Source organism: Guptibacillus hwajinpoensis (assembly GCF_020171785.1).
In the GTDB taxonomy this organism is placed as follows: Bacteria; Bacillota; Bacilli; order Bacillales; family Guptibacillaceae; genus Guptibacillus; species Guptibacillus sedimenti.
The window spans coordinates 19,341-45,176 of the sequence record NZ_JAIVAE010000014.1 but is presented as its reverse complement, the minus strand read 5'-3'; the positions used below and the strand labels follow the sequence as shown (position 1 = coordinate 45,176).

Genomic DNA, 25,836 nt, shown 5'->3' with positions numbered 1-25,836 from the left:
AACGGGGAGGGAAAGCATATGAAAATTAAAGAAAAAGCTACAGAACTTTCTTCAGTTCAACTGATTGTTCTTTTCTATTTATTGGCTGTTGTACTGTCGACAGTTCTCTTAAGTCTCCCAATTGCCCACCAAGCAGATGTTGATTGGAGCTTTATCGATGCCTTGTTTACAGCGGTAAGTGCCATTAGCGTGACGGGATTGACGGTTGTTTCAACCGCTGATACGTTTAGTACGGTCGGAACTTACATACTCGCGTTTGTTCTTCAATTCGGTGGAATTGGTATTATGACTCTTGGAACTTTTGTTTGGTTGTTAATGGGTAAAAAAATCGGAATGAAAGAACGCCAGTTGATTAGTACAGACCAGAATCGTGGGACATTAGCTGGACTAGTTAAATTAATGAGACAAATCCTTGGACTTATTCTCTTATTTGAGGCGATTGGAACAATAATTCTTGGCATCTACTTATTAAAGTATTATGATTCATGGCAAGATTCATTTCTGCAAGGTTTTTTTGCTGCAGTAAGCGCTACAACTAATGCAGGATTTGATATTACGGGAAATTCACTTGTGCCATATGCAAGTGATTATTTTGTTCAAACGATTAACATGATCTTACTTATTTTGGGCGCAATCGGATTCCCGGTTCTAATTGAATTGAAAGACTATTTATTTCAAAAGAGAGAAACAGCAGCTTATCGATTTACTTTGTTTACCAAGGTTACAACCGTGACATTCTTTGCACTTATTATAATAGGAACTATACTCATATGGATTTTAGAAGCCGGAAATTTTATGGCGGATAAATCATGGAATCAAGCACTATTCTATTCCCTGTTTCAATCCGTTACAACGAGAAATGGCGGGCTTGCTACGATGGATGTAAGTGAATTTACTCTCTCAACTCAGATGGTATTAAGTTTGCTCATGTTTATTGGAGCATCTCCTAGTAGTGTTGGAGGAGGAATTCGAACAACTACATTTGCTGTTGCTGTTTTAACAGTCATTCATTTTGCAAGAGGCAAAAAGAGTGTCAAAGTTTTTGGAAGAGAGCTTCTTCATGATGATATTATTAAATCGTTTATCGTGATTTTTACGGCGACAGGTCTTTGTGGTCTAGCAGTCGTTATTCTTTCAGCAACAGAAACATTTACGTTGGCTGAGATTGTGTTTGAGGTAACCTCAGCTTTTGGAACAACTGGTTTATCACTTGGCATTACTCCTGAGCTCAGTACTGCTGGAAAATGCGTGATTATCTTTCTAATGTTTGTAGGAAGAATCGGCATTATTTCCTTTTTACTAATGATGCGTGGGAATGCTCCTGTTGAACATTATCACTATCCAAAAGAACCAATTATTACTGGATAATGAGACTTGTGTGACAAATGTATCGTTAGGAATACGTTTTCATTAGAGCTGTTATTTTCTTCTAGGCAGGGGTATAGGTATACTACTTCTCATTCCTAAGGAGGAAGGTATCATGTATTCAAAAATAGTAGTCGCTTATGATCGTTCTGAAGATAGTGAAAAAGCTTTACATCAAGCGGTTAAATTAGCAGAACTAAGCAAAGCTTCTATTCATTTAGTGCATGTATCAAAAGAATCAAATAAACTCTCGGCTCAACCAGCGACAAGAATACCCTATGGGACAGGCAGTATAGGCAACGAAGGACATGCTGGTGTTCCATCTCCAGTTCCTGAGGAGCAGAACGGCGTTATGATTGAAAGAAGCGAAGGAGAAGCCATACTTCGTGAAGTAAAGGAAACGCTTCATCACATGGGAGTGAATGTTCACTCTGAAGTAAGAGGTGGTGATCCTGCTAAAGAGATTGTGGACCTAGCTGTAATGATAGAGGCAGATTTAATTGTAATAGGAAGTAGGGGATTGAGCGGGATAAAAAAATGGATGCTTGGTAGCGTTAGTGAAAAAGTTGCTCAACATTCCCCCTGTCCAGTATTAATCGTAAAATAGGAATTTTCAGCCTGGGAAACCGGGCTTTTTTTTGTGAAAGAATGTTAAATGAAAATAACAAAAAGTTATGTTTACTTAACATTATGTTTGTTATAGTATAGATTTATAAGGGAAGAGATAGGTGAGGAGTTAAGATGATGTTGAACAATCGAATTAGAGAATTAAGGGCACGTTTTCGCTTCACACAACAGGATCTGGCTGCAAAAGTTGGGGTGACCAGACAAACGATTGCTGCTGTGGAGAAGGGAGAGTATGTCCCATCTTTATTACTAGCAATGAAGATTTGTCGTGAATTTGGCATGTCTATGGAAGAAGTATTTCAATTACAGGAGGAATCAGAATGAAATTATCGGTTATTTACATGATGAATGTCATTGTTCTTGGACTTTTTGGATGGGCAATGGTTACGTACTACGATGCAGCGTCTCAATTCCAACGTTTAATGAGTGGGAGTGGAGATGGTGTCATCATTAACATTACGCCTATTTTCATTACTCTCCTGATTGTTAGCATCATCGGATTCATAATTACTCGTAATAAGAGACGAAATAACAAAGGATGGAAAGAAGCCCTCCTGCTTCCTTCCGAACTGTGTGAAGATGATGAACGGGAAAAAACGTTAACAGCTCACGCTTGTCGAAATGCATATATTGCCATGATGTTTACTTCACCACTTTTAATTGTAGCTATGACCTTGCAACCGGTAGTGTCAAAGCAATTCCCGGCTTATCCCATTCTCGTCTTACTCTTCTTACCATTTGTTCAAATTAGCGTGTTCTATATTTCTCTTCGGAGGAAGTTGAGATAATCGGTTACCAGCAAAGCTTCACAGTTAGCTCGCTACAACTATCTTCGTTTCCGGTGTTAAGATCGACGCGAATGGCATCTGGTGTATAGGCAATGTGGAAGGGAGAAGTGACACCGGCACGCTGAATCAAGGAATGAACATAAGATTGATCATTTTTTTGAGCGGCGTCTTTTAATTCATGAGCAAATTGAGCATCCTGATTCACTTTATCCAGAAGTTTTTGTCCCTCCTTCATAAGAGTCGTACACGCTACAGCTGAATGCTGGAAACGGGTAACTTCAATAGGAGGGAAGTTCCGGTAATAAGGATAAGGATGGGGAGAATAAGCCCATTTGCTATATCGATCGTTTTTAAATGCCATTATCGTCCTCCTGCATACGTGATACTGTTACCGTATGGCGTTCCTTAAAAAGGTGTGCGTCTACTCTGAATTTGTGAAATCTGTTTCGAACAGGTTACAATAATTCAGAAGACGTCTTGAGAAGGAGTATGATGATTTGAACAAATATATTATTTTTACGATTAGCCTTGTTTGCCTTTATTTCATTTTGAACTTGATTATTGGTTCGATTGTGAATGCAGTCTTTCAACCAGAGTGGTTAACTGCTTGGAGTAAGGGGCAGGAATTAACTGGTACAGTGACATTCGGTCTTTTATATAATCCTATTGATCTTATAAGTTTGGTGTTATCATTTGTCATCAGTGCGGTCATCACATCAAAAATCAAGTACACTTAAATCGTGCCAAGGCACGATTTTTTGTATTTATAAATGTAGAACGTATATTCGAAAACTAGCAAGGAGAATCAATGATGATGATAAAGCAAATAACGAAGGCGTTTCCTTATGCGCTTCTACTTGAAGCTGATCCATTTCTCGCTCACATCGAACATTATTTGAAAGAAGGATACTGTTACGTTGCAGTGGAAGAGAAGGAAGTGATTGGCGTCTATGTTTTAGTAATAAAAGAAGAGAAAAAAGTTGAGATTATGAACATTGCTGTGAGGGAAGATAGAAGGGGAGAAGGAATAGGAAAGCTTCTTATTCATGATGCAATTAATAGGTCTAGGGATCATGGAGCAAGGAAGGTTTTGATCGGAACTGGGAATTCGAGTCTCGATCAATTAGCGCTCTACCAAAAATGTCAATTTCGTATAACAGAAATTATTGAAGGATTTTTTGATCACTATCCTGAACCGATTATTGAAAACGGAATTCCTTGTCGGGATATGATTCGACTATGTTACGAAATAGAGTAAAGTTCAGCTTCTAATGTAAGAAATTGAGATAGGAGAAGTCATTTTTAAAGATGGCGTTTTTCATCTGAAATGATTGAGATTGAATAACCACCTCTTTAAAGAAAGTAGCAGCACAAGTGAGAAGTAGTAAAACAATTAAACCGATCATCCTTGGTGAAAATCCACGTGGGAAATCAGATTGATGAAATAGATCATCAGGTAGTGGGTAACCTGAGATTGCGATGACAAAAAGATGAAAACCTTCGTACTTCTTATTACCTGGAGGTTTCCAAACGACAAAAGAGGTAAATTCTCATTAGAGCAAGTATTGGAAGGTATGATCGATCCGCTCGTTTCACAAAAACGTTTGTGAACAGTACAAAATGAATTGTTCAGTGAAGGCAGAAAGATCCATTGTCTTGATAACACTTGTAAACGCTTTCCTTTTGTTTGTAAAATAGAGAAGAATGGAGGGGAAAACATGAAAGACGTTTTTATATTGGAAGGTGCAAGAACACCATTTGGTTCATTTGGTGGTTCACTTAAAGATAGTAGTCCAACAGCCTTAGGGATTTCAGCAAGTAAAGAGGCTCTCAGAAAAAGCGGAATAGAGGCGAGTGAAATTGACCTTTCTGTTATTGGGAATGTGATTCATTCTACATCAAATGCTTCTTATTTAGCGCGTCACATTGCACTTGGGAGTGGAATACCTATTGAAAGTCCAGCACTAACCGTAAATCGACTTTGTGGTTCTGGTATGCAAGCTGTCATCTCAGCAGCGCAATCCATTATGATGGGGGACGGTCAAACGGCCCTTGCCGGAGGAGCGGAGAATATGAGCTTATCTCCGTATACGTTACGAGGAAGTCGTTTTGGAGCAAAAATGGGTGCTCCGAAAATGGATGATATGCTTTTGGCTACGTTAACTGATGAGTATACTGGAACTGGAATGGGGATAACGGGAGAGAACCTGGCAGTAAAGTATGGGATTTCTAGAGATGACCAGGATGAATATGCAACTCAAAGTCAGCAAAAAGCTGCTGATGCAAGAGAAAAAGGTATTTTCAAAGAAGAAATTGTACCTGTTGAAGTTAAGGGGAGAAAGGGGACTGAAACCTTCTCCACTGACGAACATATTCGAGAAGGTACAACAGCAGAAAAGCTAGCCGGGCTTAAACCAGCTTTCAAAAAAGATGGAACTGTTACTGGTGGGAATGCAAGTGGCATAAATGATGGAGCCGCTTCTGTCGTATTGGGAGGAGCAGATTATGTCGCTTCAAAGAATCTTAAGCCACTTGCTCGAATTGTCTCCTGGGGAATAGCGGGAGTAGATCCTTCGATTATGGGAATTGGACCAGTACCTGCTATACGGCAAGCATTAGAAAAAGCAGGTATGACACTTCAGCAGATGGACTTAATTGAAGTAAATGAAGCCTTTTCCGCTCAGTATCTAGCCGTGGAAAAAGAGCTTGAGCTTGATCGCTCACGAGTGAATGTAAACGGTGGTGCAATTGCTTTAGGGCATCCAGTAGGTGCGAGTGGCACGCGCATTCTTTATACGCTTATAAAAGAATTAAAGCGTAGAAATGGAAAGTATGGGGTTGCCTCACTCTGCATTGGTGGCGGACAAGGAATTGCTATGGTGGTTGAAATCAATTAATTTGTCAGAAAAGATTGCCAGTTTAATTGATATTGCGTATACTAATGGTACTAACATACGGAAAGGGGTTGTGCATAATGGTAAATAACAAAATGAATTCATTGTTAATTGCATGTTGTGCACAGTCCAATTGGTAAGGTAGAAGTCTTTTCTTCCTTCTGATTAATAAGATCAAAAACCATGGGCTGTGCGATTGTGTCGCTATGTCTATGGTTTTTTATACTCGATCAGCTAATCACGTATGCTGATTGTAGGAGAAGAGCCGACACCAGTGTACGGCTTTTTGTCATATTTACACTTATTAATCAGGAGGCTTTCAATTGAATCGAATAACATTAGGTTGGAATTCATACTTTGAAGAAAATTATCAAGCTATGGCAAGTGGATTTATACCAGCTCGAGTTATAGTAGAACATCGTGGAGGTTATCACGTTTCTACAGGAGAAAGTTCTTATGCAGCAGAACTTTCTGGTAAGTTCCGATTTGAAGTAACACGGCGTGATACTTTGCCAGCAGTTGGTGACTGGGTTCTTATTGCTCCTAAAACGGATAACAAAGCAATTATTCACGACCTGCTACCGAGGAGAAGTAAGTTTTCAAGAAAAATTGCAGGAACGACAACTGAGGAACAAATTATTGTAGCTAATGTTGATACGGTTTTTCTTGTCAATGCATTAAATCAGGACTTTAACCCAAGTCGTATTGAAAGATACCTTGTCATGGCGTGGGAAAGCGGTGCAAAGCCGGTTATTGTACTCAGTAAAGCTGATCTTTGCTCAGATATTAAAGGGAAAGTAGATGCCCTTTCTGGTATAGCTGTAGGGGTACCGATTCATGTGGTTAGTTCAGCGACCGAAAAAGGGATTGATGACTTAAAAGTGTATTTAACAGAGGGAACGACAACAGCTTTGTTAGGATCATCAGGTGCTGGTAAGTCTACGCTCATAAACAAATTATATGGCAAAGAAATTCAGGATGTACAAGATATTCGCCAAGATGACGGCAAAGGAAAGCATACCACGACTAGTCGAGAACTGATTACGCTGCCTACAGGTGGTGTATTAATTGATACGCCTGGTATGAGAGAACTTCAGCTCTGGCAAACCGATCATCTTTCTCAAAGCTTCCCTGATATTGATGCATTTGCAGAGGAATGTCGTTTTAGAGATTGCCAGCATGAAGGTGAACCTAAATGTGCAGTGAGAAATGCAATAGAGGAAGGAATGTTAGAAGAAAGAAGGCTTGAGAATTATAAGAAGTTCCATCGTGAGCTAGCTTTTCTTGAGCGACAAACAAATAAGAAGGCTCAGCTCGAGGAGAAGAAAAAGTGGAAAAAAATCGCTGGAGATCGAACTAGAAAGAATCGCTAGGGTCTTTAATTTAGGAAGGAGACAACCAAATGACGGATGAGCGCTCTGTGTTAAACGATTATGCTTCGCTAATTAATTGGTTAGAATCGACTGCGATGGAGATGAACGAAACCATCTTCTTTCAGCCTATCAAGCAAGGCAAGTGGTCTCCAGCTGAAATCCTTTCACATATCATGATGTGGGACAATTATTTACTTAAAGAAAGAATTCCTTTTATTGAAATGGAAGCTAATTTGCCTAAACTTGATAACGTTGAAGAAGTAAATCAGCGCTCGGCAGAGTATGCGTTATCTGGTCTAAATAAAGAAAATTTAGTTGCTGAAACTGTACAAGCACGAAGACAAGTTGTGGCCCGCCTTCAGCAATTTGAACCGATTCAGTGGAGCAACACGTTTTATATTGAGAAGTATCCAATCTGTCTTACAAGTTATATCAAAGGTCTTATTGAGCACGATGATCACCATAAGTTGCAAGTAGAAGTTTTTATGAACGAGCAAGGATTTTCACTGTCTCACTTTACTTTATAGCTTAACTTTCTCATCTCTCCGACTTCTGAATCAGCGGATAAGAAAGAGAGGCTGGGGTTAGGCTATAAGGTGGAGGTGAGAAGAATGGCAAAACATAAAGCAAACCCTACAACCAATGGCCTGGCTTCATCCCAACCAGAAGGACAGGGAACAGGAGTTGAAGTAGGGATAACGTACGACTCTAAACGAAAAAAGAAAAAGAAATAACAATGAAGCGCTGCGATGAGCAGCGCTTTTTAGATTGTTTTCTGCTCTTTTTCTTCCATTTTAAATTGTTTATTAGTACCATCCATTAGTAAATTTCTGCAAACTGCCTGATGTGTAAAGTATTTAGTATGCTAACGAGACGGCTTGTAGCTTCAAATAGGTTGTCCCTTGATACAGTTGTAAGAGGTAATTTGAATCTTACAGCATCTTCATAGAGTGAAGGTGAGAGCAATACATGAGCTTCTAGAAGGATGTCCCTCAATTCTTGAAGGCTTAATGCTGGTTTAAAATCAAACCAGATGGAAGTAGAGTCAGCTATTTCTAAAATCGTTATTTGGTCTTTTAGTGCATCTAATTTATTTAGTACTTGTTTTTTCCTGGCACGTAATTCCTCTTTCACCTCTTCAATATGCTCATGAATTTCAACTGAATGTAAAATGTTATGAACAATTTCGAGAAAAACGGGAGGAGGGGTCATGCTAAGTTGAATTTGAAGCGCTGATAAACGCTTTATAACATGCTCCGGTCCTAATATCCACCCCATACTTAAACCGGGGGAAATACCAGTAATGTGTCCTACTTGTACAACGAGTTTTTGATCAGTACCAAGTTCATAATATGAGCAGCTATCATAATCATGACACCCTGTAAGCAAAGACGTTTTCATTATTTCTAGTATTGGAATACCGTTTTTTTCACATTGTGTTAATAATTTTTTTCTTTGTTGGATTATTGATGATGTTGTTAAGGAAAAATGGTGCTCCATCATTGAATTTGCAATGATTAGTTTGATTCCTTCCCTTTGGAAATGATGATTTGTTAAAGGGCGATCAGCTGAATAATGAATAACGTGAATCCCAGAAGCTAGAAATAAATTTAATTGGGAAGGGTTTATTGGTTCTTCGACCGCAATTACGTCACCAGGGTTTAGGAAGCATTTCACTGATAATAATATCGCTTGTTCAAGACTAGAGGTCAGAACGATGTTTTCAGTAGATACTGATTTTTTGATAAAACGGTTGATCATATGTTTCGTTTGAAACTTAGTTGGAGAAACTTGTTCTTTACTAGTTGTGTAAGCAGTTAAATCATAAGCATCTCGCGCAAGACATAAATCTGGTGCAACCTCTCCTGAGTTCAGGTTAATGAACGAGGGATCATTCATATAGTTAGAAGAATGGGTAAATAGTAACGTGTTTTCGGATAAATGATGATTTCGAAGTTTATTCCATGTTGTCGAATGACTGGGAATGAAATCTGTTGCATCTGAACTGACTCGTGTCCCGCTTCCTTGCCTGGACGTAATGAGTCCGCTAGCCCTCAATTCAGCGTATGCCGTCGTAACAGTGCTTCGATTGACACCTAGTTGGTCGGCTAGATCGCGTTCAGCAGGAAGAGGATTCCCTGGTTGGAGAGAGCCATTTATAATAGAATCCTCATAGTAATCAACGATTTGTTTGTACAACGGTTTGCTGCTCTCTGGATTGAGTATAAATCTCGCCATTGTCCACCACCTCACTACTATTATAGAGAAAAATAGAGATAATTGTATAAAATTTTCAAAAAAATTGGAATGGAGAAATTCACGATAAACACAGGTTTTAAGCCATTTGACGGATATTTTTGTAGAAAAAGACAAATTGGATGGTATACTTTTGGCTAAATTGGATGGTTACAGAAAGTTTTTTGAAATTTAAAATAAGTTTAATCATTCAGTTAATTGTTAATATTCAAACGAGAATCGATAATGGTTTACATAAGTTGAGTGATATGACCTCCCTGTTATAGATCTCGCAATGGTTTCCCAATCGAAGAACTTCGTTTGAATTTATAACACAAAGGTCTACATAAAGCTAGACCTTAACTGAATGGTACAAACAAATAGGGGGTAACACAATGAAGAAAAAGTTTTCGCTTTTGCTTTCGGTCATCTTGTTGTTAAGCCTTTTCCTTGCAGCGTGTTCCGGTAATTCGAACACTTCAAGCAACACAAACAGTGAAGGAGAAGCGACAAGCGGAGATAGCGATAGCTCAGAAGGATCAGCGGAACAGGTTCTAAACTTAACAGATACACAGGATATCCCGACTATGGACTCAACGCAGGCAACAGATACTGTTGCATTTAATGCAATGAACCAGGTATTTGAAGGTCTTTATCGTCTTGATAAAGATAACAAGCCTGTTCTAGGTATGGCAGCAGAAGAGCCAGAAGTTGAAGAAAAAGACGGTGAAACTGTTTATACATTTAAAATTCGTGAAGATGCGAATTGGTCTGATGGCACACCAGTGAAAGCAGACGATTTCGTATATGCATGGCACAAAATTATTCACCCAGATACGATGGGCGGGTATGCATCAATGATGGGTGCTGCAGGTATTAAAAATGGTAATGAAATTATTACTGAAGGCGATCCACTATACGGTAAAGTAGAAGAACTTGGTGTGAAAGCAGTAGATGAGAAAACACTTGAAGTTGTGGTTACACAACAAGTTCCTTATTTCTTTGACCTATTAACATTTGCATCATTCTATCCACAACCTTCGGAATTTGCTGAAGAGCAAGGCGAGAACTATTCACTAGAAGCAGATACAATGCTTTACAACGGTCCATTTACGCTAGCTGAATGGAATCACGGTGAAGGTTGGAAGCTTGCGAAGAATGATGGATACTGGGATGCTGACACAGTACAGTTGAAAGAAGCAAATTACAAAATTGTAAAAGACGAAGCAACACGTGTTAATCTTTATGAGACTGGAAGCATTGATCGTGCTAGTCTTAGTGCAGATTTCGTTGATCAGTTTAAAGATCGCGAAGACTTTACAACCATCCTTGATACAACAATTTATTTCCTACGTATGAACCAGAAGAATGAAGCACTTGCTAACAATGATATTCGTAAAGCTCTTTATTTATCGTATGACCGTGATGGGCTAGTAAATGTACTACTAAACAACGGTTCAGTAGCAGCTCGTTACCTTGTACCAAAAGAATTCTTGTTCCTTAACGACGAAGATTTCCGTGCACCAGCTCCAGACGGCTATCTTGCAGATCAAACTGCTGATGATGCTGCTGAGTACTGGAAGAAGGGGCTAGAAGCTCTAGGTACTGACAAAGTGGAACTTGAATTCCTTACAACGGATAGTGACCTTGCATCTAAAATTGCAGAGTATGCGAAAGATCAGTTTGAGTCTAAGTTAGACGGTCTTACAATCACAATTAACAAACAGCCTTGGAAGCAGTTCCTTGATCTTGAAGATGCTGGAGACTTTGATATCTCAACTGGTGGTTGGGGACCAGACTATCCAGATCCAATGACTTATATCTATATGTTTGAAACAGATGGCGCTTATAACCGCATGGATTACTCTAATGAAGAGTATGACAAGCTGGTTACTGATGCTAAAACTGAGACGGACGAGCAGAAGCGCTGGGAAATGATGCAAGAAGCAGAGCGCATTCTAATCGAAGAAGATACGGCGATCCTACCTACTTATCAGGGTGGCGGGGCGATTATCATGAAAGATTACGTGAAGAACTACCATATCCACAAGTTTGGTGCTGATTCTTCTCTTAAATGGGTAACGATCGAAAAGTAATAGTTTCACTAGAAAAGCGCGAGCCATTAGGTTCGCGCTTTTCTTAAGGTTTTTGTGTTGTCTAACCAATCTGGAAGTTTTCGTTGATGAGTGAGTTGTTCATAGGCATAAGCGAGTTTGATTAATTGAGGTTCGCTGAACGCTTTACCCGTGAAGGTAATGCCAAGAGGTTTTTTGTTTGAAGTAAAGCCAGCAGGGACGGTTATAGACGGATAACCTGCTTTTGCAGGAAGTGTTGAGCCGTAAGCTCCTACAAATAGCAATGCATCTAGTTTCTCGGCTTGCATGAGTTTGTCCAAACCATTTTCTTTTGCATTCGATAAATCCTTGAGGCGACTTTGCAAATATTGTGCTTCAGTTAATGATCCGGTCGTTTCGTTTGATTCAATTAAAAGGGATTGTCCGTACGGAAGAGCTAATGGGTTTTGATGATAGTAATTAATAATGGATTCAAGGTCACTTAAAGAAGATGTTGTGTTTTTTGCTAGATAGCTATTAACACCGGATTTAAATTCATATCGTAAGACCTGGTAGTCTTGCTCAAGCATTTCTTGATCAGAACATAGTTGATCAACTTTTAAGATAGAGCAACCAATCTTCTTTAGGTCTTCGGTTGCTCTATTTAAAATCTCTTGTTCTTCAGCATGCATGGAATCATAATAGCCGTTCTGGACAATGCCAATTCTCAATTCTTCATATAAAACAGGGAGTAGATAAGGTGTGTAATCTTGATAATTAGGTATGGTATTTGTGGCGTGATCCAAAGGATCTTCCCCTGATAGATGACTGAGTAGAATGGCTGCATCAGTAACATTTCGGGTTATTGGACCAGCGGTATCTTGTGAAAAAGAGATTGGAATGATTCCTGAACGACTAATTACGCCAACTGTGGGCTTAAGCCCAACGCCAGCATTCGAACTTGCGGGGCTTAGAATGGATCCGTTTGTTTCTGTTCCAATTGCAGATGTGGCAAAATGACAAGCTACTGCAACAGCGGACCCAGAACTGGATCCTCCAACATCAAGAGTACCTGGTCCATATGGATTAAGTACTTGGCCACCTCGTGAACTGTAGCCATTCGGCATTTTATCACTCATAAAGTTGGCCCATTCTGTCATATTGGTTTTGCCTAAGATAACAGCTCCAGCGCGTCTCAGCTTTGTCACTAAAAAGGCGTCATCTTTTCCGTAGGAAGTAGCTAGAGCTTGTGAGCCGGCGCTTGTATGCATATGATCACCTGTATTGATATTGTCTTTAAGTAGAATTGGAATACCATGTAATGAGCTTCTTGCTCCTTTTATTTTGCGTTCTCGATCAAGTGAGTCTGCAATCATTAATGCATCAGGGTTAATTTCTAGAATGGCGTTAACTCTGTGATTATGATTTGCGATTTGATTAAGGTAAAATTGAACAAGCTGCTTTGAAGTAAACTTATGAGCAAGCATAGCCTGTTGGATATCGAGGATTGTGGACTTTTCTAACCAATCGATAGATAGCATATTTCATTCCTCCTAACGCTTTTAATCCTATTTCGACAATAAATGGAAAAATCCCTTTTGGACTTTCTATCCTTTCATGCTAATGATGGCTGAAAAAACAAAAAAACCGAACCAAGATAAGGTTCGGTTTTTGATCGTTAAGCAACTCTCGTTTGACGAGCAAACCAGGGTTTTAATTTTATGAAAAAGGCAACAAAAATACTAGCTACAATTGCACCTTTTAGTAGATTAAATGGTGTTATACCGGTTAATACCAGTGCCTGACGGGCTGAAGCAGACATTTCTTCAAATCCCATAAACCATGTGTATGCCGGAAGGATAATTAAATAGTTCAACAATCCCATCATTGCTGACATGAGAATCGTTCCGAGCGTCAATCCCAGTGCTAATCCTTTCTGGGTTTGATTAAATTTACGGAAGATTAAAGAAGTTGGTACGATCAAGAAAACTCCAGCAATGAAGTTTGATATTTGGCCAATCGGTACACCGGTGAAGCTTCCCTGAATTCCAAAGTGAATGAAATTCTTAATTGCTTCTACAAGTATCCCTGCAACTGGACCGTACAATATGGCAACAAATAGCGCTGGAATTTCACTGAAATCGATTTGAAGAAAGACTGGAAATCCAGGCAGTGGGAAATCTAAAAGCATTAATAAATACGAGATACTGCTGAACATCGCAATTACAATCATGCGTTGCGTTTTTGAAACACTTTTCATTTTGACATTGCTCCCTTTTTTTCGAACCACCGAAAAAGGAGATGTGGTCCCAATGCACACAAAAAACCATGAGTATGGGGCTCATGGTTACGGCATGGGGAAATAAGCAAGCTTCTATTAAATTTCAAAGAAAGCTTACTACTCCACCATCTTCTCCCATCCAGACTATACTGTCGGCTCTGGAATCACACCAGATCCTGCCCAAAAAACAGGCTCGCGGGCTTGAGGAATTGCATATCCTTCACCGCCGGTCGGGAATTACACCCTGCCCCGAAGATAGTTCGTTATATTGTTTACAGCTTTATTATACAGTGGAATGATAGATATCTCAATCATAACATCTTGAAACTAAGCTATTTCATGATAACGCTTTCAGAAAGGCGGTGAAAAAACTCTCTACCTTTAAAGATAGAGAGTTGCAAGAAAGCGTTCTTATTTTTTCTCAGCAAGCCAAGCAGCGACCATTTCAGCTTCTTCACCTTGAATCAAGCCAGCGGGCATGCCGCCACCTTTACCATTCTTGATAATATCGAGAATTTCATCTTTCGAATATTTACCACCAACGGCTTCTAGTGCTGGTCCAGCACCGCCTCCCAGGTTTTCACCGTGGCATGACGCGCAGTTTTGTGCAAATACTTTTTCGGCTTCTCCACCTCCAGCGGAATCGCCGCCTTCTTCACCGCCGCCTTCTTCGGCCTGTTCACCATGACTGGCTTCGTTTCCACCAGCGTGTTCTTCGGTTGTGGAAAGCCAGTATGTAAAGCCTACAACCATAACTAGGAACAAAATTATTGCAGTAATATAAGCGGATGATTTACCCATTCTGTTCACCTCCTGTTTCCTCACCTTTATCATACTTTTCTAACATTCAATTATCAAATATATTTTGCTTATTTCTTCCTGAATTATGTATCTATGAGAACTAGTAAAAAAATCTTCTATTTCAATGTGCGAATTCATAGACATAGAGTGTGAAGTGAATGAAAGGGAGGAGATAAAATGAAAAGCAGCTCTCCAAGGCTGTTTGGTGATACAAGCAGTAGACAAATTCGTTTGATTTCTTTTTTTACAGTATCAGGACTTATTTTTTTGTTTATTGTAGCAGGTGTGATTTCATCGTCAGAAACGAAATACCAGCTCTCCTCTTCTATGCTACATGATTGGATCACAAGCTTTTCAACAGAAGCGATGGTGTATGGAATGGGGACTGAGAATCATTATTTCACTCAGGTATTACCTGAAGAGAGTGAGCCGCCAGCATTTTCTCTAGTCATGTTTCAATTTATTACGAGCGTTAAGCCAGGTGATATCAGGAGTCTTCTAGGGGGGGAGCTCCCTGGTTTTGCGTTATATGATGCTAAAATTCACGTTGCTGGTGAGGGAACGAATTTTACCAACCTTCCTGTGGAATCCGCTCCACCTTTGGATGATTTACTTAAAGAAAGAGAGGTACCTACGGAGAAATTAGAAATTCAGGATTCAAAAGATCAGGTTACACCGCCGCTTCAAACAACGAATGGGAAAAAAGTGGCCTTTATTTATCATTCACATAGCTATGAGTCTTACTTGCCGTTATTAGGTCTTGAAGGAGAAAAAAATGCTGATTTAGCGAATGATGGGAAAACCAACATTACCTTAGTTGGAAAATTGTTAGGTGAAGAACTAGAAGATCGGGGGATAGGCACGCAAGTTGATGATTCAAACATGGGAGCCCTATTAAATGAAAAGGGACTTGAGCATGGAAGTGCGTATGATGTATCGAGAACGATCGTACAGTCTGCGGTAGCTAGCAATGATGATTTTAACTTATTCATTGATATTCATCGTGATTCATTAAGAGCGAAGGATACTACGGTTACAATTAACAATGAGGAATATGCTCGAACGGTTTTTGTTATTGGAGAAGAAAATCCCAATTACGAGAAGAATCTCGCGCTTGCAAAAGAATTACATGCTGCGCTAAAAGCAGAATTTCCAGGGCTAAGCAGGGGGGTAATTAGTAAAAAAGGAAAAGGAGTAGATGGCATTTATAATCAAGACCTATCCCCTAATGCTATGTTGATTGAAATGGGTGGAGTGGACAATAACCTTGAGCAACTTAGTCGAACGGTTAAAGCCATTGCAGATGTCATTAGCGAACATTACTGGGGAACAGAAAAAGTAAATAAGTAAAAAAGCGAAGCGCTGTGTCAGTTCACAGCGCTTCTATAAGGCTTCTTTCTTAATAGTTAATAAGCTAGTAGCAATACCAACTGCGAAAATAGTAACAGCAGAATAGAGAGAAGCATTTAATCCAATGGTTTTGGATCCAATAAGGATAACAAGACCATCTATTAGAAAGATGATGATTCCGACATTTAACGTAACGATGCGAGAGATAAATTGAGCGAGTAAATCTGTTCCACCTGTACTTGTCTCGTATTTCAACATAATTCCAATCCCTGTACCTACGAAAAAGCCTCCTAATATGGAACTAATCAGAATAGGAAAAGAAAAGGCGTCTCGAAGGGGAGAAAGAAGATCAATAAAAAAAGAAGAAAGTAATAACCCGTGGAGGCTATTATAAAAGTAAGGGCGAAAGTAGAGGAACGCAATAATATAAAGAGGAATACTTAAACAAATGATGGTAAGACCGGTTTGATAACCCCATATGTATTTTACAATTAAGCCGATTCCAATCATTCCACCATCAATAAGGTGGTTTGGAACTAGAAAGGCATTGATCCCTGAGCCAACTAAGATACTTCCTATAACTACAGCAACTATTTTTTTATACATAAGAAGTTCACCTGCTTGTTCATAGTTGTATCAAGTTTATGTAAGAGGTTTTCATTTCATTACGATCACATGAAATAACGATTGTTTATATTGAATTGATAACGAAGAGGGTTGGGAAATTACATGGGTGAATTCATTTCCAAATAACCTTCATTTCATTTTTAAGAAAGGGAGTAAGATTAGAAGAAGTTGAGGGCCGGATAAGTCGCATGGTTTATTGAAAAAACAAAGGGAGATAAGCTTACACGTTTAAAAAAATGTAGCATACAAATCGTAGTACATTAGAATGAGAACTTGTTATGATTCGTTGATAAGGCAGGCCTTTAGCCTGTCTTATTTTCATTTCACTACCCATAAAAGTAATATTTTTACAATTAATTCCTTTCAAAATGATTATACCATGACGTTCCGTAAGATGTTATTGGGAAATTGAATCTCTAAAAACAGCGAATAAACTCATGTTTTCCTCCATATTTCCCAATACAAAACCTTAAAATACTGTGATAATCTACAAATGTACCAAAAATTCGAATTATTCCGAAATGGGGGAAATGAAATGAAAAAAGGAATTGCTGTTGTTCTCGCAACTGGCTTAGCATTTGGATCTGCCCTTCCTTCTGCTTCAGCCGCTTCTACTAAAGATTTAAACGCGGAGCAGAAACAAGCTCTTGAAAAAATGGAGATCGTGAAACAAGATTGGGAAAAAGAGCGTAAGGTACCATCATTTTTATCTGGTAAACTATCCGAAAAAAGCGTTAAAACTGAAAAGGCGGTTAAATCATACCTTAAGTCGAATGAATCTCTTTTTAAAGTAAAAACACAAGATCTAAAGCTAGTTAATGAAACAACTGATGAATTAGGGATGACACACTATGAGTACGTTCAAACAGTTAAGGGTGTTGAAATCGACAGCGCAAAATTCATCGTACATACGGATGAAAACGGCGAAGTAACAGCAGTGAATGGTAACCTTCATCCAGAAGCTGCTCAGAATTATAAAGGAAGTTCAGAAGCAAAGCTTTCAGAAAAAGATGCAGTTAAAAAAGCATGGGATCATATTGATGTAAAACCTCAAAACGTTGTCTCTGACGATCCGAGCTTTGTTCGAAAGTCAGATGTCTCTGATATGGTAGAGAAAAGTGAACAGGTCGTTTATGAGAAAGATAACGAATATTATCTGACTTATAAAGTACAGCTTCAGTTCATTGATCCTTATCCAGCAAATTGGCAGGTCTATGTTGACGCTCGGGATGGCTCGGTTGTAGATGCTTATAATGCAGTTGCTGACGGTGCAGAAACAGGCTATGGCTATGGCATTCTTGGTAACTATAAGTCTCTCAATACTTACTATTCTAATGGCACGTATTATCTTTATGACACAACAAAGCCAATGAGCGGCGTTATTGAAACGAGAACGGCTAATAATAGAACTTCACTTCCGGGAAGCTATGCGGTAGATAGTAACAATGCGTTTACCTCTAGCTCTCAAGGTGCTGAAGTTGATGCCCATTATAATGCCGGGGTTGTGTATGATTATTATAAAAATACACATAATCGCAATAGCTATAATAATAATGGAGCAACGATTCGATCAACTGTACATTATGGCTCGAATTATAACAACGCCTTCTGGAATGGTTCACAAATGGTATATGGCGATGGTGATGGGTCAGTTTTTGCACCACTGTCCGGAGCCCTTGATGTTGTCGCACACGAAATTACTCATGCAGTGACTGAAAGAACTGCAGGTCTTCAATATCAAAATCAATCAGGGGCACTTAACGAATCAATGTCGGATGTTTTTGGTTATTTCGTTGAACCTGGAGATTTCCTTATGGGTGAAGATGTCTACACACCTAACAAGTCAGGCGATGCGCTAAGAAGCTTATCTAATCCAGAAGCATACGGACAACCGTCACATATGGATGACTACTATTATACTTCCTCAGATAATGGTGGCGTGCATACAAATAGTGGGATTCCAAATAAAGCAGCTTATTTAACGATTCAAAGTATCGGAAAAACAAAAGCCGAGAAAATTTACTACCGCGCATTAAGTCTTTATATGACACCTACAACGAACTTTAGTGCAGCACGTTCGGCATTACTTCAAGCGACTACTGATCTTTATGGAACAGGTTCGACATATAATTCAGTCGCAAACGCCTGGAATCAAGTTGGCGTCAATTAACTGATTGTAAGAAGAGTTCAAGCAGAACTCTTCTTTTTTTTTGCTTTGTTTTAGAGGAAAGAGGGTAGGGTAGTAGGATGAATGATCAAATAATGGAAATAGTAAGAAGGAAAAAGAAGAGAGTGTTGTAGGAGAGAGAAACTATTGTTGCTTTATAAGTGATTGATTTATTTCCCTAATTTTGTTTGATAATGGATACAATGAAAGCAGATTAAGGATCGGAGGCGCAAAATGGAACATTTAGATATGCATCACATATTTGAACTCGGACTTATTCTTACGATGATTGCGGCTGGTATTACGGCTATTGCAAAAAAACTAAAGCAACCATATCCGATAGCTCTTGTCATCATTGGAACGTTAATTGGATTATTTAACATTCCAGTACTTGAGCCGCTTAAAATGTTTATTACTGAGGGAGACGTTTTTAATTTCGTTATTTTAACGATTTTCCTTCCAGCGCTTCTAGGCGAGGCCGCTTTGAAATTGCCTTATGAACATTTAAATCAAAACAAAAAGCCGATCATTGCTCTGGCTTTTGGGGGAACCTTTCTTTCTTTTCTAGTGATTGGGTTTTCTACCCATTTTCTACTAGGTTTATCAATTCCCGTAGCATTCGTATTTGCAGCATTAATGAGTGCGACTGATCCTGTTAGTGTATTATCGATTTTTAAAAGTATGGGAGTAAATCACAAGCTTTCAACAGTTATAGAAGGAGAAAGTTTGTTTAATGATGGGCTTGCGGTTGTCCTGTTTAAAATATCTGCTTTTTCTCTTCTAGCCTATCTCGATATGGGTTGGGGAGGACTAACGAGCGGTGCGTTTGAATTTGTGAAAGTTGTAGCGGGTGGATTACTTGTTGGTGGTGGTTTAGGATATGCCATTTCCATCCTTACGAAATACTTTGATGACTATCCACTTGAAATTATTTTTAGTATCCTTCTTTTCTACGGTTCTTATCTAACTGCAGAAAGTATTCATGTTTCCGGTGTTATTGCCGTCGTTGTAGCAGCATTAACGTTTGGTAACTTTGGTTCAAGAGTAGGTATGAGTCCAACTACCCGATTAAATATCAATAACTTTTGGGACGTAGCTGCATTGCTAGCGAATTCAATTGTCTTTCTCATGGTTGGTCTAGAGATTACACGGATCAACTTTTCTGATCAGTGGGGAACAATAGGTCTTGCGCTCCTAATCGTGCTGATTGGTAGAAGTATTGCGGTTTATGGCAGTACGCTATTCGTCAAGGGGTTACCATGGTCATGGAGACATGTGCTTAACTGGGGGGGATTAAAAGGTTCTTTATCGATAGCGCTTGTTCTTAGCTTACCAGGTGATTTTGACGGACGAGATACGGTGTTAATTCTTACCTTCAGCATTGTGTTATTTTCTTTAGTTATTCAAGGGTTAACGATTAAGCCGCTTATTAGCTATTTCGGCTTAAGAGCAAAGCACAGCGGCTCAAAAGAGTATGAAGATATCGTTGCTAATTTGCATCGCTATGAAGCGGGAGTAGCAGAGATTAAGAAAATAAAGACGCAGCTTTTCGTACCTGAACCAGTTTATTCGGAATTGCTAAATCATTACCAAGATGAAATTGATAAAAGTCACCGAGAACTTGACGCCTTGTTAACGGAGTATCCGGAGCTTAAGAAAAGCCAGCTCATAACGTTAAGAAAGCACTCTCTTTACGCTCAGTATGATAAGATCAACCAGCTAGAACAAGAAGAAATCATTTCGGGAGAAATAGCTGGAAAGTATAAAGAGCTATTGAATAATGGTCTTGCTGAATTTGAAGAAGAGGAAGTTGTGAAAGATTCAAAAAGAACACACTAAGCTGTTACATTTGTAGCAGCTTTTTCTTATGACGTGCATATCCTAATAGTAAGCTGGACAAAGCAAATGTAATAATGAGAAGATTTCGTTTATTATTGATTGTACGGGGTATGGTTTACAGTAAGTAAAGCAATAAGGTATAGTGTAAAAAGTCATTTTCAACCACATGAAATAAACTCACAAGGAGGACTTTTGAGAGAAAATGCCTTATCTTCAGACCGATCGTCTGACCATCATTCCTTTCTCTTTTGATTTGATCAAAGCAATGACAAATAAGAAGGAACTAGAAAAGCTTTTGCATGTCGAAGTACCGGAAGAATTTAATAACGTTCAGTTTGAACAATTTCTACCTTTTCATCTAACTGATGGCACTATTTCAAGCCATAGATGGGAAGGAATATTAATTCATACTTCAGATGAAAAAGTCATTGGTACGATGGGATATAACAATATAGAAGCGACAAACAATCTTGAAGTTGGGTATCATTTAATTCCTGACTATCGCAATAAAGGGTACGCCATTGAAATGGCTAATGCTCTCGTTAGCTGGGCTTTTCCAGATAAGGAAAGTAATGAGGGTAAAGAAGAGATGAACAACGTGATGGACCGCATTGGTTTATCTAAATTAACAGTAGAACCACATCTCTTAAGAAACAAAATTGATGAAGAAAAGTTTATAAAAGAAAATGAATATATGTGAAACCCTGCCGAAGCAGGGTTTTTTTGTAGTTAAAAAAAGCTGGCCATCCTATTCTAAAATTTCTTCTTCACTCAGCAGACTCAGGTGTTAATGGATCAACTAATAAGGGTATTACATAATGAAATGACGTGAAATATCAAACAATATCAAAACTATCACATATTTGCGAAATCACCGTCACCTCTCGTTACAATAAGACTATAAACAAATCAAAGGGGAGAAAGGGTGACCGATTCATGGGTTACTATGATAATAATGAAACAAGAATGAAACAAACAAAAAGTGGAAGAAACTGGTTTCTTCCAAGTGCATTTGGCGCCATTGTAGGAGCATCCATCATGCTTTTTGCTGCGCCTTATGTCTCTAACATAGACCAGCCATCAACGAATCAAGACGCGGTAACAGCTAGCGGAAATGTAGAAACCTCGAATGTGGCTTATAATGTTTCCTCTGATATTACTTCAGCTGTACAAAAGGCACAGGATGCAGTAGTTAGTATAACAAGCTATCAAAGCGGTGGGTTTTCTTTAGAAGATCCTTCGGGTCAATCAGGGCAAGCCGCATCGTCTGGATCTGGAGTGATTTATAAGAATGAAGGTGGTAAGGCTTTTGTCGTGACAAATAACCACGTAGTCGAAGGCGCCTCTTCGGTAGAAGTGACGTTAAGTAATGAAAAAAAGGCAGAAGCAAACGTACTTGGAACAGATGCATTAATGGATCTAGCTGTATTAGAAATTGATGCAAAAGATGTCGAGGCCGTCGCAGAACTTGGTTCATCATCAAATCTTCAAACTGGTGAACCAGCCATTGCAGTCGGTAATCCATTAGGTTTCCTCGAAGGATCTGTAACACAAGGAATTATTAGTAACCCGAGTCGCACCATTCCAGTAGATCTTGATCAAAATGGACAGCCTGATTACGAAGCAGATGTGATTCAAACGGATGCATCTATTAATCCCGGTAATAGCGGTGGTGCATTAATTAATATAAAAGGTCAGTTGATCGGGATTAACTCTTCAAAAATTGCCGAAGAAACAGTAGAAGGTATTGGATTTGCGATTCCAATTGAGGATGCGCAGCCAATCATTGATCAGCTTGAAATGACTGGGGAAGTGAAACGTCCTGTAATGGGTGTAACGCCTGCTTCATTAGCAGAAGTACCAACGCAATATTGGACTGGCACGCTTAATCTTCCGGAAGATGTAGAAAGTGGAGTCGTATTAATGGGAATTGCACCTAACTCACCTGCTTCAGAAGCTGGTTTAAAAGAAGGGGACGTAGTGGTTAAGCTGGATGATACAGAAGTAAAAGATTCAGCAGCTCTACGGAAGTATTTATACTCGAATAAAGAAGTTGGGGACAAAATGGAAGTAACGTTCTATCGTGATGGAAAACTGCAAACCGTAACAATGACATTAGCGAATCAAAATGGATTGTAAACGAAAAACCCTCTGGATTATGCATCCAGGGGGTATTGGTTGTTAACTTGCTGTTTTGTATCAGTCAATCTTGTAAGAAGATAAAAAACGGGCGTGTCTAAAAGAGCCAGCGCCATTTTAATGATAAATTGAGAGAGGACCATTACCCATAGGTTAGGAACAGTCCCTGCAAAGGCAATTGTAATAAAAATCGTTGTATCTAATAGCTGAGAAGTAAATGTACTTACATTATTACGTAGCCATTTATGCCTGTTAGAAGTTCGCTTCTTTAACAGAGAGAAGACGTAGACATCAACGTGTTGAGACACGAGGTACGCTGCAAGACTTGCTAGCACAAACCGGTAGTTTTGACCTAGTAATATTTCATAAGCAGCCTGAGTATCGGCTGCGAATGGTGCTACTGGAAGAAGCATACCAAGATAGATCATGATACTTGCGAAAATCTGAGCGATAAAGCCGTACTGAACCGTTCGTTTCGCTTCTTCTTCACCATATTTTTCGTGAATAACATCTGTGAAAAGAAACGAAAAGGCATACATCACAACGGCCGCTGGGATGACAAAGCTTCCGATCATCACCACTTTTCCTGCTAGGACGTTTGCGATCACTATCGAGGTCGCAAACAGAACATTAAACAGGACAAGATTTCGGTCGATGAATTGATTTTTCATTTTATTGCGTTGCTTTCTCACGAATGGCTGTCGTTTTAAGTTCGATACCGCCACGTGCTGATTGATAAACCGTAATGGTTACTTTTAAAGGGTCAATTGCGTATACAACATCGTCTGCTATACGTGCAGCGAGCGTCTCGCAGAAGCTTCCTTCGTCACGATAAGACCAGAGATAAAATTTCAGTGACTTGGACTCGATGCATTTCTCATCAGGTACGTAAGAAATCTCAACTCGACCAAAGTCAGGTTGTCCTGTTTTAGGACAAACCGCTGTAAATTCAAGTGCATTAAACGTAATTTCTTGTACGTTCGGTGCATCGAATGATTCGTTTTTTATCACTTCTCTTGCTTGTTCCACACTTTCTGGGCGAGGCATCGGACCAGAAGAAGGTAGCCAAGCTTTATCCATACTATTCATTAATAATCCTCCTTTAGTTTTGATGAAGCAGGAAGGTTACGAACTGCTGTCATTCAACGTTGTCTATTATAACAGAGGAACTTTCCAATGCGAAGTTGGAAGTTCAGGCCAAATTTATTAGTTTAGCTTTTAACATAAAGGGAAAGTAAAAAAATAGCTAAGCAAACTAAGAAAGATAATAGGAGGAATCATCATGCAAACAACGACTACGACAGTAAATAATGAAAAGAATGGTAAGCTTGTAAAAGGTATTTTGGTAGGTGCTATTGTAGGTGGTGCGGTAGCGATGCTTGATTCAACTACTAGAAATAAAGTGAGATCATCAGCAGGCACGTTCAAGGACTCTTCAAAAGGATTTTATACTCGTGTGAAAGAAAATCCGGGCGAAGTGAAAGACGACTGGATGGATCGGATTCAATCAGCTTCTTCTGTTTTAAAAGAAGCAATGAACGATGCTCAAGCCCTTTATGAAAAGGTGAATGATGATGTGGTAGACCAAGTGAATCAAGTGAAAGAAGATTCAACTGAAGTCCTTTCTTCTGCAAGAGAAGCGAGTGAAGATCTAAAGGATATTGGAAGTAAAGTGAAGGATGCTGGGCAGGAAGTAACAGAATCAAATGAAAATGAATACGAGCCAACAAATATTCCTGGCAGTGAAACACGTACACCTGGTAGCACAACTGTGAACCCGAAGACATCTCCAAATACTACTCTTTAATTTAGTGAGATGATTAATTCCCCCTCAAATATATGAAAAAGACTTCCGCTTATTATTGCGGAAGTCTTTTTTTTAATAAATATAAGATGCACCAATGATAATCAAAAGAATAAACAAAACTACGATTAACGCGAAACCTTGACCATATCCATATCCACTCATCGTCTCGTTCCTCCCGTCAATATGTGTCGCTTCCTTACTAACGTATGTGGGAGAGTAAGATTGGGGACATAGGCAAACGCCCTTTTTAGAGAAGGGCGTTATATGGACCGCATCGCAACTGCAGGAAAATCAGTAAATATTGCGGAACATCCCGCTTTTTTGAGCGCAGCTATTTGATGAGGATCATTGACAGTAAAAGCACGAACAGGGATAGCGCGCTTTTGGGTATTTGTTATAAAATACTCATCAATCGCACTACACTCTATGTGGATACTGTTGGCTCCAACTCGTTGAAGATAATCCCACGGCTCTACTAACTTCTCCATGAGTAGAATGGCGGTTTCAACTTTGCAGCCTACTTGAGCGAGGTGCTGAATACTATAGTGATTAAAGGAAGAGATAATGGTTCGATCATAAAGCTGATAATGTGTCAGCAATTCAAGTACCTTTGTTTCTAAGTGGTCATAAGGAAATCGACCATTTTTTAGCTCTATATTCAACATAAGGGAGGTGGAAGTAATCCATTCTAAAACGTTTTTTAGAGAAGGGATAGAGTTTCCCTGGAAGCAACTTGAGAAAGAGTGACCGGCGTCTAGTCGCGCTAAATCTTCGTATAGGAAGTCTTTCACAAAACCAATACCATTTGTCGTTCGCTCTAGTCGTTCATCATGAATCACAACGGGTACAAGGTCTTTCGTTAATTGAACGTCGAGCTCGATTCCTTGAGCACCAGCTTTATGAGCCGCCTGAAAAGAAATGAGTGTATTTTCAGGGTGTGTACCTGACGAACCTCTATGGCCATAAATATGGAAAGAAGACATATGTCACCTCTCTTTAGCTAAGGTTGATTGATCTATGTATGGTATTCGTGCTTTCGCATGGATTTCCTTTATCATTTCTACTTCTAAGCTTTTCTCTTATTCTAATAAACGAGTTAAGCGTTTGAGTTGAATCCATGTTAGGTGAAAAGAAAGGAGAAAGCATTTTGTTTAAGGGATTTGGATTACCAGAAGCTCATGCTCATTATTTTAGAGGGAATCTGGAAGAGCGGTTTAATCATCATCATTTTCAGATTTTAGGATTCAGTTTTCCTATTAACGGCAGCTCTTTTGATCAGCATGTTCATCGAATTGAAGGGATAACGATAGAAGAGGAAGGGCATCAACATCGCTATAGCGTAGAATCTGGCCCCCCCATTTTATTAGCAAAAGGTGGTCATTATCATAAATTTAGCGGGGAAACGGTGTCTAAAGAAAACCACAAACATTATTTTTCAGGAGAAACGAGTCTTCCTATAGGGAATTCTCCCTTGAATTGGTAAAAAGCG

At 39.2% G+C, this 25,836-nt stretch carries 28 protein-coding genes and 1 riboswitch; of the genes, 18 read left to right on the top strand and 10 right to left on the bottom strand.

The window, feature by feature from the left end; genetic code table 11:
* Positions 1-18 precede the first annotated feature (18 nt).
* The 4 genes from LCL91_RS18400 to LCL91_RS18385 all read left to right on the top strand — a co-directional run bounded on the left by LCL91_RS18400 (position 19) and on the right by LCL91_RS18385 (position 2,780).
* Positions 19-1,368 carry a TrkH family potassium uptake protein gene (locus LCL91_RS18400; protein WP_224884495.1) on the top strand — a complete coding sequence of 450 codons (1,350 nt, stop codon included), beginning with the start codon at positions 19-21 and terminating at the stop codon, positions 1,366-1,368.
* Positions 1,369-1,480: 112 nt separating this feature from the next.
* Positions 1,481-1,972: a universal stress protein gene (locus LCL91_RS18395; RefSeq protein ID WP_224884493.1), complete on the top strand. Its 492-nt coding sequence runs from the start codon at positions 1,481-1,483 to the stop codon at positions 1,970-1,972.
* Positions 1,973-2,106: 134 nt separating this feature from the next.
* On the top strand, positions 2,107-2,316 hold the full coding sequence (locus tag LCL91_RS18390; protein ID WP_425589695.1) for a helix-turn-helix transcriptional regulator: 210 nt from the start codon (positions 2,107-2,109) through the stop codon (positions 2,314-2,316).
* On the top strand, positions 2,313-2,780 hold the full coding sequence (locus LCL91_RS18385; protein WP_224884489.1) for a hypothetical protein: 468 nt from the start codon (positions 2,313-2,315) through the stop codon (positions 2,778-2,780). The genes LCL91_RS18390 and LCL91_RS18385 overlap by 4 nt, the downstream gene beginning before the upstream one ends.
* Before the next feature lie 4 nt (positions 2,781-2,784).
* Here the strand turns inward: LCL91_RS18385 and LCL91_RS18380 are convergent, their stop codons facing one another.
* Positions 2,785-3,141: a hypothetical protein gene (locus LCL91_RS18380; protein ID WP_224884487.1), complete on the bottom strand. Its 357-nt coding sequence runs from the start codon at positions 3,139-3,141 to the stop codon at positions 2,785-2,787.
* 136 nt (positions 3,142-3,277) lie between these two features.
* On the opposite strand from LCL91_RS18380, the gene LCL91_RS18375 reads away from it, so the two are divergent.
* The 6 genes from LCL91_RS18375 (at position 3,278) to LCL91_RS18350 (ending at position 7,781) form a co-directional block, all read left to right on the top strand.
* Positions 3,278-3,517 carry a hypothetical protein gene (locus LCL91_RS18375; RefSeq protein WP_224884485.1) on the top strand — a complete coding sequence of 80 codons (240 nt, stop codon included), beginning with the start codon at positions 3,278-3,280 and terminating at the stop codon, positions 3,515-3,517.
* A gap of 71 nt (positions 3,518-3,588) precedes the next feature.
* Positions 3,589-4,038, top strand: a complete 450-nt coding sequence (locus LCL91_RS18370) for a GNAT family N-acetyltransferase (protein WP_224884483.1) — start codon at positions 3,589-3,591, stop codon at positions 4,036-4,038.
* 460 nt (positions 4,039-4,498) lie between these two features.
* Complete coding sequence (locus tag LCL91_RS18365) at positions 4,499-5,677, top strand: acetyl-CoA C-acetyltransferase (protein WP_224884480.1); 1,179 nt, start codon at positions 4,499-4,501, stop codon at positions 5,675-5,677.
* A gap of 320 nt (positions 5,678-5,997) precedes the next feature.
* Positions 5,998-7,047 (top strand): ribosome small subunit-dependent GTPase A, encoded by a 1,050-nt coding sequence (gene rsgA, locus LCL91_RS18360; RefSeq protein ID WP_224884478.1) that lies wholly within the window; start codon positions 5,998-6,000, stop codon positions 7,045-7,047.
* Between the two features lie 29 nt (positions 7,048-7,076).
* Positions 7,077-7,574 carry a DinB family protein gene (locus LCL91_RS18355; RefSeq protein WP_224884476.1) on the top strand — a complete coding sequence of 166 codons (498 nt, stop codon included), beginning with the start codon at positions 7,077-7,079 and terminating at the stop codon, positions 7,572-7,574.
* An 84-nt stretch (positions 7,575-7,658) separates the two neighbouring features.
* Positions 7,659-7,781 carry a YuzL family protein gene (locus LCL91_RS18350; RefSeq protein ID WP_098446566.1) on the top strand — a complete coding sequence of 41 codons (123 nt, stop codon included), beginning with the start codon at positions 7,659-7,661 and terminating at the stop codon, positions 7,779-7,781.
* Positions 7,782-7,866: 85 nt separating this feature from the next.
* Here the strand turns inward: LCL91_RS18350 and LCL91_RS18345 are convergent, their stop codons facing one another.
* Positions 7,867-9,285, bottom strand: coding sequence for a PLP-dependent aminotransferase family protein (locus tag LCL91_RS18345; protein ID WP_224884474.1), 1,419 nt, complete (start codon positions 9,283-9,285; stop codon positions 7,867-7,869).
* Between the two features lie 392 nt (positions 9,286-9,677).
* Here LCL91_RS18345 and LCL91_RS18340 point away from each other — a divergent pair, with 392 nt between their 5' ends.
* The gene (locus LCL91_RS18340; protein ID WP_098446568.1) at positions 9,678-11,378 is read left to right on the top strand and encodes a peptide ABC transporter substrate-binding protein; all 1,701 of its coding nucleotides are present in this window, start codon (positions 9,678-9,680) and stop codon (positions 11,376-11,378) included.
* A 26-nt stretch (positions 11,379-11,404) separates the two neighbouring features.
* Here the strand turns inward: LCL91_RS18340 and LCL91_RS18335 are convergent, their stop codons facing one another.
* The 3 genes from LCL91_RS18335 to LCL91_RS18325 all read right to left on the bottom strand — a co-directional run bounded on the left by LCL91_RS18335 (position 11,405) and on the right by LCL91_RS18325 (position 14,418).
* A complete protein-coding gene (locus tag LCL91_RS18335) occupies positions 11,405-12,877 on the bottom strand; it encodes an amidase family protein (RefSeq protein WP_224884472.1) in 1,473 nt (490 codons plus the stop codon).
* A gap of 137 nt (positions 12,878-13,014) precedes the next feature.
* Positions 13,015-13,596, bottom strand: coding sequence for an ECF transporter S component (locus LCL91_RS18330; protein WP_224884470.1), 582 nt, complete (start codon positions 13,594-13,596; stop codon positions 13,015-13,017).
* A gap of 144 nt (positions 13,597-13,740) precedes the next feature.
* Positions 13,741-13,878: riboswitch (FMN riboswitch) on the bottom strand.
* A gap of 150 nt (positions 13,879-14,028) precedes the next feature.
* On the bottom strand, positions 14,029-14,418 hold the full coding sequence (locus tag LCL91_RS18325) for a c-type cytochrome (protein ID WP_168212280.1): 390 nt from the start codon (positions 14,416-14,418) through the stop codon (positions 14,029-14,031).
* 177 nt (positions 14,419-14,595) lie between these two features.
* On the opposite strand from LCL91_RS18325, the gene spoIIP reads away from it, so the two are divergent.
* On the top strand, positions 14,596-15,768 hold the full coding sequence (spoIIP, locus tag LCL91_RS18320; protein WP_224884468.1) for a stage II sporulation protein P: 1,173 nt from the start codon (positions 14,596-14,598) through the stop codon (positions 15,766-15,768).
* A 33-nt stretch (positions 15,769-15,801) separates the two neighbouring features.
* Here the strand turns inward: spoIIP and LCL91_RS18315 are convergent, their stop codons facing one another.
* Entirely contained in the window at positions 15,802-16,374 is a 573-nt protein-coding gene (locus tag LCL91_RS18315; protein ID WP_224884466.1) for a YitT family protein, read from the bottom strand.
* Between the two features lie 556 nt (positions 16,375-16,930).
* On the opposite strand from LCL91_RS18315, the gene LCL91_RS18310 reads away from it, so the two are divergent.
* The 4 genes from LCL91_RS18310 (at position 16,931) to LCL91_RS18295 (ending at position 22,540) form a co-directional block, all read left to right on the top strand.
* Positions 16,931-18,565: a M4 family metallopeptidase gene (locus LCL91_RS18310; protein WP_224884464.1), complete on the top strand. Its 1,635-nt coding sequence runs from the start codon at positions 16,931-16,933 to the stop codon at positions 18,563-18,565.
* Positions 18,566-18,796: 231 nt separating this feature from the next.
* Positions 18,797-20,401: a cation:proton antiporter gene (locus LCL91_RS18305; protein WP_224884461.1), complete on the top strand. Its 1,605-nt coding sequence runs from the start codon at positions 18,797-18,799 to the stop codon at positions 20,399-20,401.
* A 202-nt stretch (positions 20,402-20,603) separates the two neighbouring features.
* Positions 20,604-21,101 carry a GNAT family N-acetyltransferase gene (locus LCL91_RS18300; RefSeq protein ID WP_224884459.1) on the top strand — a complete coding sequence of 166 codons (498 nt, stop codon included), beginning with the start codon at positions 20,604-20,606 and terminating at the stop codon, positions 21,099-21,101.
* A 236-nt stretch (positions 21,102-21,337) separates the two neighbouring features.
* Entirely contained in the window at positions 21,338-22,540 is a 1,203-nt protein-coding gene (locus LCL91_RS18295) for a S1C family serine protease (RefSeq protein WP_224884457.1), read from the top strand.
* Between the two features lie 17 nt (positions 22,541-22,557).
* Here LCL91_RS18295 and LCL91_RS18290 read toward each other — a convergent pair whose 3' ends face one another.
* Together LCL91_RS18290 and queF are read right to left on the bottom strand one after the other, a co-directional pair.
* Entirely contained in the window at positions 22,558-23,211 is a 654-nt protein-coding gene (locus tag LCL91_RS18290; RefSeq protein WP_224884456.1) for a queuosine precursor transporter, read from the bottom strand.
* A 1-nt stretch (position 23,212) separates the two neighbouring features.
* Positions 23,213-23,629, bottom strand: a complete 417-nt coding sequence (gene queF / locus LCL91_RS18285; RefSeq protein ID WP_224884454.1) for a preQ(1) synthase — start codon at positions 23,627-23,629, stop codon at positions 23,213-23,215.
* Between the two features lie 193 nt (positions 23,630-23,822).
* Between queF and LCL91_RS18280 the strand changes: the two genes are divergently transcribed.
* A complete protein-coding gene (locus tag LCL91_RS18280) occupies positions 23,823-24,347 on the top strand; it encodes a YtxH domain-containing protein (protein ID WP_207393224.1) in 525 nt (174 codons plus the stop codon).
* 72 nt (positions 24,348-24,419) lie between these two features.
* Here LCL91_RS18280 and LCL91_RS18275 read toward each other — a convergent pair whose 3' ends face one another.
* Positions 24,420-24,509: a YjcZ family sporulation protein gene (locus tag LCL91_RS18275; protein WP_098446576.1), complete on the bottom strand. Its 90-nt coding sequence runs from the start codon at positions 24,507-24,509 to the stop codon at positions 24,420-24,422.
* Positions 24,510-24,607: 98 nt separating this feature from the next.
* Positions 24,608-25,330, bottom strand: a complete 723-nt coding sequence (locus LCL91_RS18270) for a glycerophosphodiester phosphodiesterase (protein ID WP_224884451.1) — start codon at positions 25,328-25,330, stop codon at positions 24,608-24,610.
* A gap of 164 nt (positions 25,331-25,494) precedes the next feature.
* On the opposite strand from LCL91_RS18270, the gene LCL91_RS18265 reads away from it, so the two are divergent.
* Positions 25,495-25,830 (top strand): YmaF family protein, encoded by a 336-nt coding sequence (locus LCL91_RS18265; RefSeq protein WP_224884449.1) that lies wholly within the window; start codon positions 25,495-25,497, stop codon positions 25,828-25,830.
* Positions 25,831-25,836: the final 6 nt, after the last annotated feature.

Excerpts from the sequence above, each read along its gene's own strand:
- LCL91_RS18330 (WP_224884470.1), bottom strand. The coding sequence starts at position 13,596 with ATGAAAAGTGTTTCAAAAACGCAACGCATGATTGTAATTGCGATGTTC.
- LCL91_RS18315 (WP_224884466.1), bottom strand. The coding sequence starts at position 16,374 with ATGTATAAAAAAATAGTTGCTGTAGTTATAGGAAGTATCTTAGTTGGC.
- LCL91_RS18305 (WP_224884461.1), top strand. The coding sequence starts at position 18,797 with ATGGAACATTTAGATATGCATCACATATTTGAACTCGGACTTATTCTT.
- LCL91_RS18395 (WP_224884493.1), top strand. The coding sequence starts at position 1,481 with ATGTATTCAAAAATAGTAGTCGCTTATGATCGTTCTGAAGATAGTGAA.
- LCL91_RS18295 (WP_224884457.1), top strand. The coding sequence starts at position 21,338 with ATGGGTTACTATGATAATAATGAAACAAGAATGAAACAAACAAAAAGT.
- LCL91_RS18335 (WP_224884472.1), bottom strand. The coding sequence starts at position 12,877 with ATGCTATCTATCGATTGGTTAGAAAAGTCCACAATCCTCGATATCCAA.
- LCL91_RS18390 (WP_425589695.1), top strand. The coding sequence starts at position 2,107 with ATGATGTTGAACAATCGAATTAGAGAATTAAGGGCACGTTTTCGCTTC.
- queF (WP_224884454.1), bottom strand. The coding sequence starts at position 23,629 with ATGAATAGTATGGATAAAGCTTGGCTACCTTCTTCTGGTCCGATGCCT.
- LCL91_RS18345 (WP_224884474.1), bottom strand. The coding sequence starts at position 9,285 with ATGGCGAGATTTATACTCAATCCAGAGAGCAGCAAACCGTTGTACAAA.
- LCL91_RS18340 (WP_098446568.1), top strand. The coding sequence starts at position 9,678 with ATGAAGAAAAAGTTTTCGCTTTTGCTTTCGGTCATCTTGTTGTTAAGC.
- spoIIP (WP_224884468.1), top strand. The coding sequence starts at position 14,596 with ATGAAAAGCAGCTCTCCAAGGCTGTTTGGTGATACAAGCAGTAGACAA.
- LCL91_RS18400 (WP_224884495.1), top strand. The coding sequence starts at position 19 with ATGAAAATTAAAGAAAAAGCTACAGAACTTTCTTCAGTTCAACTGATT.
- LCL91_RS18310 (WP_224884464.1), top strand. The coding sequence starts at position 16,931 with ATGAAAAAAGGAATTGCTGTTGTTCTCGCAACTGGCTTAGCATTTGGA.
- LCL91_RS18370 (WP_224884483.1), top strand. The coding sequence starts at position 3,589 with ATGATGATGATAAAGCAAATAACGAAGGCGTTTCCTTATGCGCTTCTA.
- LCL91_RS18350 (WP_098446566.1), top strand. The coding sequence starts at position 7,659 with ATGGCAAAACATAAAGCAAACCCTACAACCAATGGCCTGGCTTCATCC.
- LCL91_RS18385 (WP_224884489.1), top strand. The coding sequence starts at position 2,313 with ATGAAATTATCGGTTATTTACATGATGAATGTCATTGTTCTTGGACTT.
- LCL91_RS18355 (WP_224884476.1), top strand. The coding sequence starts at position 7,077 with ATGACGGATGAGCGCTCTGTGTTAAACGATTATGCTTCGCTAATTAAT.
- LCL91_RS18275 (WP_098446576.1), bottom strand. The coding sequence starts at position 24,509 with ATGAGTGGATATGGATATGGTCAAGGTTTCGCGTTAATCGTAGTTTTG.
- LCL91_RS18290 (WP_224884456.1), bottom strand. The coding sequence starts at position 23,211 with ATGAAAAATCAATTCATCGACCGAAATCTTGTCCTGTTTAATGTTCTG.
- LCL91_RS18300 (WP_224884459.1), top strand. The coding sequence starts at position 20,604 with ATGCCTTATCTTCAGACCGATCGTCTGACCATCATTCCTTTCTCTTTT.
- LCL91_RS18325 (WP_168212280.1), bottom strand. The coding sequence starts at position 14,418 with ATGGGTAAATCATCCGCTTATATTACTGCAATAATTTTGTTCCTAGTT.
- LCL91_RS18380 (WP_224884487.1), bottom strand. The coding sequence starts at position 3,141 with ATGGCATTTAAAAACGATCGATATAGCAAATGGGCTTATTCTCCCCAT.
- LCL91_RS18365 (WP_224884480.1), top strand. The coding sequence starts at position 4,499 with ATGAAAGACGTTTTTATATTGGAAGGTGCAAGAACACCATTTGGTTCA.
- LCL91_RS18270 (WP_224884451.1), bottom strand. The coding sequence starts at position 25,330 with ATGTCTTCTTTCCATATTTATGGCCATAGAGGTTCGTCAGGTACACAC.
- LCL91_RS18280 (WP_207393224.1), top strand. The coding sequence starts at position 23,823 with ATGCAAACAACGACTACGACAGTAAATAATGAAAAGAATGGTAAGCTT.